The sequence below is a fragment of the Pantoea sp. EKM10T genome (assembly GCF_011800685.1).
Lineage (GTDB): Bacteria > Pseudomonadota > Gammaproteobacteria > Enterobacterales > Enterobacteriaceae > Pantoea > Pantoea agglomerans.
The window spans coordinates 169,982-182,620 of sequence record NZ_JAALEU010000007.1 but is presented as its reverse complement, the minus strand read 5'-3'; the positions used below and the strand labels follow the sequence as shown (position 1 = coordinate 182,620).

12 protein-coding genes are annotated in these 12,639 nt (G+C 56.5%); 9 read left to right on the top strand and 3 right to left on the bottom strand.

Features of this window, described 5'->3' with window-relative positions; translation table 11 throughout:
* Positions 1-73: 73 nt before the first annotated feature.
* Entirely contained in the window at positions 74-1,540 is a 1,467-nt protein-coding gene (gene tolC / locus HFD95_RS14940) for an outer membrane channel protein TolC (protein ID WP_010249035.1), read from the bottom strand.
* A gap of 213 nt (positions 1,541-1,753) precedes the next feature.
* Between tolC and nudF the strand changes: the two genes are divergently transcribed.
* The 6 genes from nudF to HFD95_RS14905 all read left to right on the top strand — a co-directional run bounded on the left by nudF (position 1,754) and on the right by HFD95_RS14905 (position 7,205).
* A complete protein-coding gene (gene nudF, locus HFD95_RS14930) occupies positions 1,754-2,389 on the top strand; it encodes an ADP-ribose diphosphatase (RefSeq protein ID WP_010671126.1) in 636 nt (211 codons plus the stop codon).
* Positions 2,386-2,811, top strand: coding sequence for a DUF1249 family protein (locus HFD95_RS14925; RefSeq protein WP_008925735.1), 426 nt, complete (start codon positions 2,386-2,388; stop codon positions 2,809-2,811). Before nudF ends, HFD95_RS14925 begins: the two co-directional genes overlap by 4 nt.
* Positions 2,812-2,853: 42 nt before the next feature.
* Positions 2,854-3,681 carry a 3',5'-cyclic-AMP phosphodiesterase gene (gene cpdA, locus HFD95_RS14920; RefSeq protein ID WP_022623882.1) on the top strand — a complete coding sequence of 276 codons (828 nt, stop codon included), beginning with the start codon at positions 2,854-2,856 and terminating at the stop codon, positions 3,679-3,681.
* Positions 3,682-3,684: 3 nt separating this feature from the next.
* Positions 3,685-4,266 carry an esterase YqiA gene (gene yqiA / locus HFD95_RS14915; RefSeq protein WP_010249032.1) on the top strand — a complete coding sequence of 194 codons (582 nt, stop codon included), beginning with the start codon at positions 3,685-3,687 and terminating at the stop codon, positions 4,264-4,266.
* 49 nt (positions 4,267-4,315) lie between these two features.
* On the top strand, positions 4,316-6,211 hold the full coding sequence (parE, locus tag HFD95_RS14910) for a DNA topoisomerase IV subunit B (RefSeq protein ID WP_010249031.1): 1,896 nt from the start codon (positions 4,316-4,318) through the stop codon (positions 6,209-6,211).
* Positions 6,212-6,305: 94 nt separating this feature from the next.
* On the top strand, positions 6,306-7,205 hold the full coding sequence (locus HFD95_RS14905) for a LysR substrate-binding domain-containing protein (protein WP_010671124.1): 900 nt from the start codon (positions 6,306-6,308) through the stop codon (positions 7,203-7,205).
* A 295-nt stretch (positions 7,206-7,500) separates the two neighbouring features.
* On the opposite strand, the gene HFD95_RS14900 is transcribed toward HFD95_RS14905, so the two are convergent.
* A complete protein-coding gene (locus HFD95_RS14900; RefSeq protein ID WP_010249029.1) occupies positions 7,501-7,809 on the bottom strand; it encodes a putative quinol monooxygenase in 309 nt (102 codons plus the stop codon).
* 48 nt (positions 7,810-7,857) lie between these two features.
* Positions 7,858-8,439, bottom strand: a complete 582-nt coding sequence (locus HFD95_RS14895; RefSeq protein WP_010249028.1) for an NAD(P)H-dependent oxidoreductase — start codon at positions 8,437-8,439, stop codon at positions 7,858-7,860.
* Positions 8,440-8,553: 114 nt separating this feature from the next.
* Between HFD95_RS14895 and HFD95_RS14890 the strand changes: the two genes are divergently transcribed.
* The 3 genes from HFD95_RS14890 (at position 8,554) to HFD95_RS14880 (ending at position 12,621) form a co-directional block, all read left to right on the top strand.
* Entirely contained in the window at positions 8,554-9,372 is an 819-nt protein-coding gene (locus HFD95_RS14890; RefSeq protein ID WP_167430419.1) for a transporter substrate-binding domain-containing protein, read from the top strand.
* A 192-nt stretch (positions 9,373-9,564) separates the two neighbouring features.
* A complete protein-coding gene (gene parC / locus HFD95_RS14885; RefSeq protein WP_010671122.1) occupies positions 9,565-11,838 on the top strand; it encodes a DNA topoisomerase IV subunit A in 2,274 nt (757 codons plus the stop codon).
* A 45-nt stretch (positions 11,839-11,883) separates the two neighbouring features.
* The gene (locus tag HFD95_RS14880) at positions 11,884-12,621 is read left to right on the top strand and encodes a 1-acylglycerol-3-phosphate O-acyltransferase (protein ID WP_167430418.1); all 738 of its coding nucleotides are present in this window, start codon (positions 11,884-11,886) and stop codon (positions 12,619-12,621) included.
* Positions 12,622-12,639: the final 18 nt, after the last annotated feature.

Sequence of the window (12,639 nt, the reverse complement as noted above, 5' to 3'; positions counted from 1 at the left end):
CTGATACAACAGGGATCTTTACTTAGTTATACGTTCAACAGAGAGACGGGCCGCAAAGCAGCCCGTCCGCTCATTAATTACCGAAAGGATTACCGCTGCTGTGGCGAGCCGCAGGACGCGCTGCCTCAGAAGAGCCGGTTGCTGCCGGACCGCTATCCACGCGCGCGGTCTGCTGTGCATTTTCCGGTGCTACCGTTTCCGGTGAGGTCGGGATCTCTTTACCCAGCTGGCTGTTCAGTTTCTGCAGGCTCTGCTCATTGAGCGTACCCAGCGCATAGCTGATATTCAGCTGGTTAATCAGATAGCTATAGCGCGCATCAGAGAGCTGCTGCTTAGCGTTGTAGAGCACGGTGGTTGCATCCAGCACATCAACGATAGTACGCGTACCAACCTGATAGCCCGCTTCTGACGCATCCAGAGAGCTTTGCGCAGAGACCACGGCCTGTTTATAAGCGTTGATGCTGCTGATAGAAGCATTCACGTTGTTAAACGATGAGCGGACTGTCTGAACCGCAGAGCGGTGCGCGCTTTCCAGTGATTCACTGGCGCTGACGAAGCTGTACTGCGCCTGTTTCACCTGAGAGGTGACGCTGCCGCCGCTATAGAGTGGCAGTGAGAAGCTCAGACCCACCTGGTTAGAACCGGTAATGGAGTCAGTAGACCCCTGGCTCTGGTTCGCACGGCTGCCGCCATATTTGCTGTTCGACATGCCGGTAGAGGCCGTCAGACCCAGCGTCGGCATGTGGCCAGCTTCAGCTGAGCGGATCTGCTCACGGGCTAAATCCTGGTTCAGACGCGCAGAGAGCAGCGACAGGTTACGGCTTTCCGCCTGCTTAAGCAGCGCGCTGACCGGTTCGGGCTTATCGGTTCTGAAGCGATCAATGCTCAGCGACGCCAGCGACATGTAGTCCATGCCGGTGATCTGACGCAGCGTTTCCACGTTGTTATCGAGGTTATTACGCGCGGTCACTTCGTTAGCCAGCACGCTGTCATATTGTGCACGGGCGTTCTGTACGTCAGTAATGGCAACCAGACCAACGTTAAAGCGCTGGGTAGTTTGATCCAGTTCGCGATAGATCGACTGTTTCTGCGCTTCGGTGTAAGAAAGGGTATCAATCGCTTTCAGCACGTTGAAGTAGGCGGTCGCGGTGTTCAGAATCAGATCCTGCTGCGCCACCTGATAGGTCACATCCTGGATACCGGCAGCTTTTTCCTGCAGGGTCAGTGCGCGCCATTTCGACATGTCGAAAATAGTCTGGGTTAATTGCAGCGAGCCGCTGGTCGTGTTGGAATGGAGACCGCTACTGTCGCGATAGCCGTTGTTATAGGTGTAGTCTGCACCCAGGCCGAGCTGGGGTAATAATGGGCTACGCGCTTCGTTGATTTTCTCAAAGGCAGAATCGCGATCGGCAGCGGCGCTGCGCAGATCCGGGTTGCTCAGACGTGCTTGTTGATAAACCTGAAGCAGGTCTTCGGCCTGGCTGGCGAAGCTGAAACCGCCCAGGCTCAGCCCAATAAAAAATGGGAGCAGTTTTTTCATTTGCATTCCTTTTGTTGCAGCAAATTGCAGTGGGTGCGCTGCCGGGTAAGCCAAAAAATTATCGCCGATTCTAGCAGAGGGCAACTGTGAGATAAGTTGGCTGAACGTGCCTTCTCCCCCTAATTTACGTAAATAATTCAGAAAGAACCACTTACATGGAGCACGGTTACAGGCTTTTTTCGCTCCACCTCAATCTGCATAAGGAACCCGATGATGCCGGAAGAAAAAAAATCCCCTGTGACTTTCACAAAAAACGATGTAGAAATTATTGCACGCGAAACCGTCTATGATGGTTTTTTTTCCGTCGTACGTTATCGCTTCCGCCACCGCCAGTTTAACGGCGAAATGAGTGGGGAAGTACAGCGCGAAGTTTTTGAGCGCGGACATGCCGCCGTGCTGCTACCTTATGATCCCTTACGCGATGAAGTGGTGCTGATTGAACAGATCCGCATCCCGGCTTATGACAGCAGTGCTTCGCCCTGGCTGCTGGAGATGGTCGCCGGCATTATTGAGCCCGGTGAATCTGTTGAGCAGGTCGTGCGCCGTGAAGCCGTTGAAGAAGCAGGATTAGAGGTCGGCCGGATTAAGCCCATGCTTAACTATCTGGCCAGCCCTGGCGGCACCAGCGAACGTCTGTCGGTGCTGATTGGGGAAGTGGATGCCAGCCAGGCAGAGGGATGCCATGGTCTGGAGGAAGAGAATGAGGATATTCTTGTCCATGTGGTAAGCCGCGAACAGGCTTACCGCTGGGTGGAAGAGGGGATAATTGACAATGCGGCGTCTGTCATCGCCCTGCAATGGCTGGCGTTGCACCATGAGAAACTACGCGAAGAGTGGATACAAAAATGAAACAGCGCTATACCCCTGACTTTCCCGAAATGATGCGGCTCTGCGAAACCAATTTCGCCCAGTTACGCCGCCTGCTGCCGCGTAACGATGAGGCGGGAGAATCGGTGATCTATCAGGTGAGTGGCGCCCGTTATCAGCTGACGATCCAGGAGTCCACACGCTACACCACGCTGGTGGAGATCCGCCAGGTCGCGCCTGCCGTGAGTTACTGGAGTCTGCCCTCGATGTCGGTAAGGCTCTATCACGATGCGATGGTCGCCGAAGTGTGTTCAACTCAACAGATCTATCGTTTCAAAGCGCGCTATGATTATCCTAATAAAAAATTGCATCAGCGCGATGAAAAACATCAGATAAACCAGTTTCTCGCAGACTGGCTGCGCTACTGCCTGGCACATGGTGCGATGGCAGTTCCGGTCTGCTGATGCGTATAATGCAGTAAATGGCGTGGAGACGAAGGAAACGCTTTGGATAGCCTGCTAACTCTTCCTGCAGCGAACGGTTCCGAAATCAGGATTTTGCAAATCACGGATACCCACCTGTTCGCGGGAAAACATGAATCGCTGCTTGGGGTGAACACCTGGTCGAGCTATAAAGCGGTGCTGGATGCGATTATTGCGCAACATCGCGACTACGACCTGATTATCGCCACCGGCGATCTCGCCCAGGATCACTCTATCGAAGCCTATCAGCATTTTGCTGAGGGCATCTCACGTTTGCCGCGGCCCTGCGTCTGGCTGCCCGGTAATCACGATTTTCAGCCCGCGATGTTCGACACGCTGGCAGCCGCTCATATCAATGCCCACAAGCAGGTGCTGGTGGGTGAGCAGTGGCAGATTGTGTTGCTGGACAGCCAGGTCTCGGGTGTGCCGCACGGGATGCTGAGCGATTATCAGCTGGAGTGGCTCGATAACGCGCTGGCCCGCTATCCGCAACGTCATACGCTGGTCCTGCTGCACCACCATCCGCTGGCCTCTGGCTGTACCTGGCTCGATCAGCACAGCCTGCGCAACTCACATCAGCTTGATGCGGTGTTACAGCATTACCCGTTAGCCCGGACGCTGGTCTGTGGTCATATTCACCAGGAGCTGGATCTTGAGTGGCACGGTCGTCGTGTGCTGGCCACCCCTTCAACCTGCGTTCAGTTCAAACCGCACTGCACCAGCTTTACGATCGACACCGTGGCACCGGGCTGGCGCTGGTTCACGCTGTATCCGGATGGCGGCCTTGAGACCGAGGTTAACCGGCTCGACACCGACGCTTTTCGTCCCGATTTAGACTCAGAAGGATACTGACGCGTGGCGGCATTACTCTATCTGCACGGTTTTAACAGCTCGCCGCAGTCGGCTAAGGCGACGCAGTTCCGGCAATGGTTAGAGGCGCAGCATCCGGAGATCGAAATGATCGTGCCCCAGCTGCCGACGTTTCCGGCCGATGCCGCCGCAATGCTGGAAGATCTGGTACTGAGCCGCAGTGGCGAAACGCTGGGGCTGGTAGGCTCGTCGCTGGGCGGTTATTACGCCACCTGGCTGTCGCAATGCTTTATGCTGCCTGCTGTGGTCGTCAATCCCGCGGTGCGGCCTTTTGAGCTGCTGGCGGATTTCCTGGGCGAAAATCAGAATCCCTACACCGGCCAGCAATATGTGTTAGAGTCACGCCACATTTACGATCTGAAAGTAATGCAGATTGAACCGCTGGAAGCGCCCGATTTACTCTGGCTGCTGCAACAGACCGGCGATGAAGTTCTCGATTACCGTCAGGCGCTCGACTATTACAGCGCGTGCCGTCACACGGTAGAAGAGGGCGGAAATCATGCATTTACTGGATTCGAGCGCCATTTCCCGCAGATTCTGGACTTTCTCGGTCTGAATCATCCCTGAGTAATGCGGAAATCGCACCCCATTTCACCCTTCTAATCAGACATTTACGATGAGTCAATCTAACTATAACGCGGATGCCATTGAGGTCCTGACTGGCCTTGAGCCTGTTCGCCGTCGCCCGGGGATGTACACCGATACGACGCGACCCAACCATTTGGGTCAGGAAGTGATTGATAACAGCGTCGATGAGGCGCTGGGCGGCCACGCGAAGCGGGTTGAAGTGATTCTGCACGCTGACCAGTCGCTGGAAGTTATTGATGATGGTCGCGGCATGCCGGTGGATATTCACCCGGAAGAGGGCGTGCCTGCCGTCGAGCTGATCCTGTGTCGTCTGCACGCGGGCGGCAAGTTCTCCAATAAAAACTATCAGTTCTCGGGCGGCCTGCACGGCGTCGGCATCTCGGTGGTTAACGCCCTGTCAAAACGCGTCGAAGTCACGGTGCGCCGTAATGGCGAAATCTATGACATGGCGTTTGAGAATGGCGACAAAGTCCAGGATCTCACGGTTACCGGCACGGTGGCTAAACGCAACACCGGCACGCGCGTCCATTTCTGGCCCGATGAAAGCTTCTTCGACAGCCCACGTTTTTCGGTGTCACGCTTATCACATCTGCTGAAAGCCAAAGCGGTGCTCTGTCCTGGCGTTGAGATTGTCTTTAAAGACAAGCTGAACAATACCGAACAGACCTGGTGCTACGAAGATGGCCTGACTGACTACCTGTGCGAAGCGGTGAATGGCTTACCGACGCTGCCGGAAAAACCGTTTGTCGGCAGCTTTGCTGGCGATGTGGAAGCGGTTGACTGGGCGCTGTTGTGGCTGCCGGAAGGCGGTGAGCTGTTAACTGAAAGCTACGTTAACCTGATCCCGACCATGCAGGGCGGGACTCACGTCAACGGCCTGCGTCAGGGGCTGCTGGATGCGATGCGCGAGTTCTGCGAATACCGCAATATTCTGCCGCGTGGCGTGAAGCTCTCCGCTGAAGATATCTGGGATCGCTGCGCCTATGTGCTGTCGGTAAAGATGCAGGATCCGCAGTTCGCCGGGCAGACCAAAGAGCGCCTCTCTTCACGTCAGTGCGCAGCCTTTGTCTCTGGCGTGGTAAAAGATGCCTTCAGCCTGTGGCTGAACCAGAATATCCAGATCGCAGAGCAGCTGGCTGAGCTGGCGATCTCCAGCGCCCAGCGACGTATGCGGGCAGCCAAAAAAGTGGTGCGTAAAAAGCTCACCAGCGGTCCGGCGCTGCCGGGCAAACTGGCGGACTGCACCGCGCAGGATCTGAATAAAACAGAACTGTTCCTGGTCGAAGGGGACTCGGCAGGCGGCTCGGCCAAGCAGGCGCGCGATCGTGAATATCAGGCGATCATGCCGCTTAAGGGCAAGATCCTGAACACCTGGGAAGTCTCTTCCGATGAGGTGCTGGCGTCGCAGGAAGTGCATGATATTTCCGTGGCGATCGGCATCGATCCCGACAGCGAAGATCTTTCACAGCTGCGCTACGGCAAGATCTGCATTCTGGCGGATGCGGACTCGGATGGTCTGCACATCGCCACGCTGCTGTGTGCCCTGTTCGTGAAACATTTCCGTTCACTGGTCAGAAACGGACACGTCTACGTTGCCATGCCGCCGCTCTACCGTATCGATCTCGGAAAAGAGGTCTACTACGCGCTGGATGAAGATGAGAAAGAGGGCGTGCTGGAGCAGCTGAAACGCAAAAAGGGCAAACCTAACGTTCAGCGCTTTAAAGGGCTGGGTGAGATGAACCCTTTGCAGCTGCGTGAAACGACGCTGGATCCGAATACCCGCCGTCTGGTACAGCTGACCATCAGTGAAGAGGATATCGACCAGACGCTGCGCATGATGGATATGCTGCTGGCGAAGAAACGCTCCGAAGACCGGCGTAACTGGTTGCAGGAAAAAGGCGACAAGGCCGATATCGAAGTGTAAAAGAACAGGACGCGAAAGCGTCCTGTTCTCTTTGTGCTTCAGCCAGCACATCCCCGGAGAACCCGGCAGATTCAGAGCAGAGACAGTAATCCTTGTGAAAATTACCCTGGAAGAGTTACGTGCCTGGGTGGCGGTGGTGGACAGCGGTTCTATTACCGCGGCGGCATCCCAGCTGGCGCAGACCAGTTCGGGCATCAGCCGGGCGTTGTCCCGGCTGGAGAGCAAGCTGCAGACCACCCTGCTGCATCGCACCACCCGACGGCTGGCGCTGACCGAAGAGGGACAGGTTTTTCTGGAGCATGCGCGACAGATCCTGGCCTCGGTTGAGCAGGCCGAAGAGCAGATAGCCCTGCGGCGCGAGATGCCGTCAGGGCGGCTGCGGGTAAACGCCGCCACCCCTTTTATGCTGCATGTGATTGTGCCGCTGGTGGACGATTTCCGCGCCCGCTATCCCCTGATCCAGCTTGAACTGAATACCGACGATATCCTGATCGATCTGCTGGAGCAGCAAACGGACATTGCCATTCGCATCGGCGAACTGCGCGACTCTACGCTGCGCGCCCGGATGCTTGGCAGCAGTGCGATCCGGCTGATGGCCAGTCCGGCCTATCTGGCGAAAGCGGGCACCCCGCAGAGCGTGGCCGATCTCGCGCAGCATCAAATCATCGGCTTCAGCCATCTTGAGGCGCACAACGTCTGGCCGATCTGGCAGCCTGATGGCGATTTCATGCGCATTAAGCCCACAATCTCTGCCTCCAGCGGCGAAACCATCCGGCAGCTGGCGCTGGCAGGACAGGGGATCGCACGCCTCTCCGACTTTGTCAGCCGGGAAGATTGCGCGGCAGGCCGGCTGGTGCCGGTTCTCCCCGCTGAAACCCGCGAGCTGCGGTTGCCGGTGCATGCGGTCTATTACCGCAACACCACACTCTCTTCGCGCATCGGCTGCTTTCTGGATTTTCTCCGCACCGAGATTGATCGGCGTCAGCTGCTATGATCTCTCCTGCCATAATAAAAAACCCCTGTCATAGGGCAGGGGTTTGGAGATGCTGGCAAGTCTGGCCGGATTCGCTGTGAGATTGTGCTTGCACAGGGAACACGGTCAGATCGGAAAGGCGCTCAAGCCAGTCCCTGGTCGCTCTACCCGCGCCATCCCTGGCGCGGGACGCTTTCCTCTTCTGACCGTGTTCCCTTCGCGTTGAGCTAATTCATTGCTGCCAGAGGCACTCAGGTTTGAGGTTGTCAGCAGCCTGACCCCGTTTACCGAAAAGGGGTTAAGCCTTCAGCACGAATCAGGCGCTGGGTTCCAGCACCAGAATCTTCACATCCACCACATCATCTTTAATGATGGCGCGATGCGCATCCATGTGCGGCATCTGCTGATGCTGCTCCAGATGACGCAGCGTTTCCCACTGTTCCAGCATAAAAATGGAGTCCGGCGAGTTCTGTTTCCACGGCACCTGCGCCTGATGGTCCAGCAGCGCGTCATACTGATGGCAGCCTTCTTCTTCTAAAACCAGCGGGATCAGTTTTTTCACCGCATCCAGCACGGCCTGACGGCGACCGGGTTTGACACAAATTTCAGCAACGACTGTTAACATTCGCGAATTCCTCTTTCGTGGGAAAATAGGGGGTGTCCCCCAGCCATCTTACGCAAAAACGCGACTAAGATGGGTCCGATAAGCGGCAATATCGCGTGGCACGTCCGGCGCTTTAATCACATCGTTGCAGATAAAGGTCGGCAGCGCTTCCATACCCAGGAACTGGTTGGCTTTGTGGAAGTGCAGATAAAGACCGTCGACGCCGACGCCTTCAAAGAACTGCTCCGGGTCGGTAAAGGCCTGCAGCGGCGCATTCCATGTCAGCGACAGCATATATTTTTTGCCCTGCAGCAGACCGCCGGAACCATATTTCTTTGCCGCATCAGAACGGGTACGGCCATCGCTGGCGTAGAGCGAGCCGTGGCCTTCGGTAAAGACTTCATCGATATAACGCTTCACGGTCCACGGCTCGCCCATCCACCAGCCTGGCATCTGATAAATCACCACATCGCTATCGACATATTTCTGCACTTCATCGGCGACCACGTAGTCGCTGTCAGCCAGGGTCACAGACACCTCATGCCCCATGTCACGCAGCTGGCTGGCCGCAACGTCGGTCAGCGTGTGGTTCAGTTCGCCTTTAGAGTGGGCAAAGGTTTTGCCGCCATCGATAATTAAAATCTTGCTCATGAATTGTTTGCCTCATTTCCTGAATATGGCGCTTAGCTTACGCGCGCTGCGGTCGCAGAAAAATGGGAGGTTGATCACAACACTTTTGCTGTGGAAGCAACAATGCGCCGGTTTATGGCACCATCGGCAGGCAAACTCACCATGAAAACAATTAAAGAAAAACGCAAAATGAAAAAAATAGTCTTCGCTTTGCTGCTGGCCAGCAATGCTGTCCAGGCACAATCTCATCTCGACACCATCCTCAGTTCTAAAACGCTTAAGGTCTGCACCACCGGTGATTACAAGCCTTACAGCTACCTGCGACCCGATGGTCAGTATGAAGGGCTGGATATCAGCATGGCGAACGCGCTGGCTACCTCGCTCGGCGCGAAAGTGGAGTGGGTGCCAACCAGCTGGAAAAACCTGATGCCCGATTTTCTGGCAAAGCAGTGTGATATCGCCGTCGGCGGCGTCTCCGTCACGCTGAAACGCCAGCAGACCGCCTGGTTCGCCCGGCCGCTGGATGTGGATGGCAAAATCCCGCTGGTGCGCTGCAGCGATAAAGATCGCTTCCAGACCATCGAACAGCTCAACCGGCCTGACGTGCGGCTGATTGAACCGGCAGGCGGCACCAACGAAGCCTTTGTGCACAGCCACCTGCCAAAGGCCTCACTGACGCTGTTCCACGATAACGTCACCATCTTCCGGCAACTGGTGGACAACAAGGCGGATGTGATGATCACCGATGCCTCTGAAGCGCGTTTTCAGCAGCAACATTACCCGACGCTCTGCGCGATCAATCCCTACAAACCGCTGCAGTATGGCGAGAAGGCTTACATGATTCCGCGTGACGATATCAGCTGGAAGCTCTATGTCGATCAGTGGCTGCATCTCAGCACCGCCACCGGCGAATATCGTGACATTGCCCGCCAGTGGATGGGCGCAAAGCCCTGATCCACTTCCGCAGAGAGGTCAGACACTTGCCGGTCTGAATCCGGCGTGCCTCCGGCACATAAAATCGCGCGGCGGGACGCCTGCTCTCCCGCGCTTCCCCTGTGACTAACACCAGCGAATAAGGTACTATCCTCGCCAAACCACCGCCGGGTGTCCCGCCGTTGTGGGCCACGATGTGAGGATGAGAAATTAATGAGTGAACTGACTCAGGATGGTGCAGAGCGTCTTGCCCTGCACACATTCACCGAGAATGCGTACTTAAACTATTCGATGTACGTCATCATGGACCGCGCCCTGCCTTACATTGGTGACGGATTAAAGCCGGTTCAGCGACGTATCGTCTACGCCATGTCCGAACTGGGACTGAGCGCCAGCGCAAAATTCAAAAAATCGGCGCGTACCGTAGGTGACGTGCTGGGTAAATACCATCCGCACGGCGACAGCGCCTGCTATGAAGCGATGGTGCTGATGGCGCAGCCGTTCTCCTACCGTTATCCGCTGGTCGATGGCCAGGGTAACTGGGGGGCACCGGATGATCCCAAGTCATTCGCGGCGATGCGTTACACCGAATCCCGCCTGTCGAAATATGCCGAGCTGCTGCTGGGTGAGCTGGGTCAGGGGACGGTCGATTATCAGCCGAACTTTGATGGCACGCTGCAGGAGCCGAAGATGTTACCGGCGCGCCTGCCCAATATTCTGCTGAACGGCACCACCGGGATTGCCGTGGGTATGGCGACCGATATTCCGCCGCACAACCTGCGCGAAGTGGCTCAGGCCGCCATCGCACTGATCGACTCGCCGAAAACCACGCTGGAACAGCTGCTGGATATTGTCCAGGGGCCTGATTATCCTACAGAGGCGGAGATCATCACGCCGCGTGATGAAATCCGCAAAATCTATCAGACCGGTCGCGGTTCGATTCGCCAGCGTGCAGTCTGGAAGAAGGAAGAGGGCGAGGCGGTGATCACCGCGCTGCCGCATCAGGTGTCGGGCGCGCGCGTGCTGGAGCAGATTGCGAACCAGATGCGCAATAAAAAGCTGCCGATGGTGGAGGATCTGCGTGATGAATCGGATCACGAGAACCCGACCCGCCTGGTGATCGTTCCGCGCTCCAACCGCGTCGATCTCGATCAGGTGATGAACCATCTGTTCGCCACCACCGATCTGGAAAAGAGCTACCGCGTTAACCTCAACATGATCGGGCTGGATAACCGCCCGGCGGTGAAAAACCTGCATGAGATCCTGACCGAATGGCTGGTGTTCCGCCGAGATACGGTCAAACGTCGTCTGAATCACCGCCTGGATCGCGTGCTGCGCCGCCTGCATATCCTGGAAGGTTTGCTGGTTGCGTTCCTGAACATCGATGAAGTGATCGAGATCATCCGTACTGAGGATGAGCCTAAGCCGGTCCTGATGTCTCGCTTTGGCATCAGCGAAACCCAGGCCGAATCGATCCTTGAACTGAAGTTGCGCCACCTGGCAAAACTGGAAGAGATGAAGATCCGTGGCGAGCAGGCGGAGCTGGAAAAAGAGCGCGATCAGCTGCAGGCCACGCTGGCCTCTGAACGCAAGATGAACACCCTGCTGAAAAAAGAGTTACAGGCTGACAGCGCCAGCTACGGCGACGATCGTCGCTCGCCGCTGCGTGAGCGTGAAGAAGCCAAAGCCCTGAGCGAAACCGAGCTGGTGCCGTCTGAACCGGTGACCATTGTGCTGTCGCAGATGGGCTGGGTGCGCAGCGCCAAAGGCCACGATATCGATCCAGCCGGACTCAGCTACAAAGCGGGCGACAGCTATCTGGCTGCGGCACGCGGCAAGAGCAATCAGCCGGTGGCCTTTATCGACTCCACCGGCCGCAGCTACACTCTGGATCCGACGTCGCTGCCTTCAGCGCGCGGGCAGGGCGAGCCGCTGACCGGCAAGCTGACGCCACCGCCGGGTGCGGTAGTTGAACAGGTGCTGATGGAGCCGGATGATCAGCGCCTGCTGATGGCCTCTGATGCGGGTTACGGCTTTATCTGTACCTTCAGCGATCTGGTGTCGCGCAACCGCGCCGGTAAAGCGCTGCTGACGCTGCCGGAAAACGCCCGTGTGATGACGCCGATGGCCGTCCATCATGAAGATGACATGCTGCTGGCGATCACCCAGGCGGGACGGATGCTGATGTTCCCGGTCGGGGAGCTGCCGCAGATGTCGAAAGGCAAGGGCAACAAAATCATCTCGATTCCATCCGCGGAAGCGGCCGCCGGTCAGGACAAACTGGCCTGGCTGATGATTTTACCGCCGGGCAGCGCTATCACGCTGCACGTAGGCAAGCGTAAAATGCTGCTGCGCAGTGAAGAGCTACAAAAATTCCGCGCCGATCGCGGACGTCGCGGCACGCTGTTACCGCGCGGCCTGCAAAAAATTGATCGTGTTGAACTGGATGCGCCTGCGCGTCCGGCGAGCCCGGATAGCGAAGCGTAAACTACCCGGCTGACACCGCGTCAGCCGTGGCTCAATGAGGGAACTATGTTACTGATTCTGCGTGCCATTATTGTGGTCATCTATTCGATCTTAGTCTGTATATCTGGCTGTATCTGGTGTCTGTTTTCACCGCGCAATCCGCGTCATGTCGCCACATTTGGCCATCTGTTCGGCAAACTGTCGACGGTATTTGGCCTTAAAGTAGAACTGCGCAGACCGGAAGGTGCTGAGAATTATGGTAATGCGATCTACATCGCGAACCATCAGAACAACTACGACATGGTCACCGCGGCTAAAATGGTGCAGCCCTGTACGGTGACGGTGGGCAAGAAGAGCCTGTTGTGGGTGCCGTTTTTTGGCCTGCTCTACTGGCTGACCGGTAACCTGCTGATCGATCGCGATGACCGTGCAAAAGCACGCGGCACGATAGGTCAGCTGGTAGATGAGTTTAACAGTAAGCGCATCTCCATCTGGATGTTCCCGGAAGGAACGCGCAGTCGTGGCCGTGGCCTGCTGCCGTTTAAAACCGGTGCCTTTCACGCCGCTGTGGCGGCGGGTGTGCCGATCATTCCGATTGTGGTCTCTAACACGCATGGCAAGATCAACCTCAATCGCTGGAAAAACGGGCTGGTAATCGTTGAGATGATGCCACCGATTGATGTAAAGGCTTTCGAGTCGTCGTCGGTGCGTAAGCTGGCGACCCACTGTCGCGAACTGATGGCGGCAAAGCTGGAAGAGCTGAACGCCGAAGTCGCAGAACGCGAAAAAAACGGAAATATCTGACCGGCGAACCATTCGCCG

Excerpts from the sequence above, each read along its gene's own strand:
- HFD95_RS14900 (WP_010249029.1), bottom strand. The coding sequence starts at position 7,809 with ATGTTAACAGTCGTTGCTGAAATTTGTGTCAAACCCGGTCGCCGTCAG.
- HFD95_RS14895 (WP_010249028.1), bottom strand. The coding sequence starts at position 8,439 with ATGAGCAAGATTTTAATTATCGATGGCGGCAAAACCTTTGCCCACTCT.
- nudF (WP_010671126.1), top strand. The coding sequence starts at position 1,754 with ATGCCGGAAGAAAAAAAATCCCCTGTGACTTTCACAAAAAACGATGTA.
- parC (WP_010671122.1), top strand. The coding sequence starts at position 9,565 with ATGAGTGAACTGACTCAGGATGGTGCAGAGCGTCTTGCCCTGCACACA.
- HFD95_RS14925 (WP_008925735.1), top strand. The coding sequence starts at position 2,386 with ATGAAACAGCGCTATACCCCTGACTTTCCCGAAATGATGCGGCTCTGC.
- HFD95_RS14880 (WP_167430418.1), top strand. The coding sequence starts at position 11,884 with ATGTTACTGATTCTGCGTGCCATTATTGTGGTCATCTATTCGATCTTA.
- HFD95_RS14890 (WP_167430419.1), top strand. The coding sequence starts at position 8,554 with ATGGCACCATCGGCAGGCAAACTCACCATGAAAACAATTAAAGAAAAA.
- tolC (WP_010249035.1), bottom strand. The coding sequence starts at position 1,540 with ATGAAAAAACTGCTCCCATTTTTTATTGGGCTGAGCCTGGGCGGTTTC.
- parE (WP_010249031.1), top strand. The coding sequence starts at position 4,316 with ATGAGTCAATCTAACTATAACGCGGATGCCATTGAGGTCCTGACTGGC.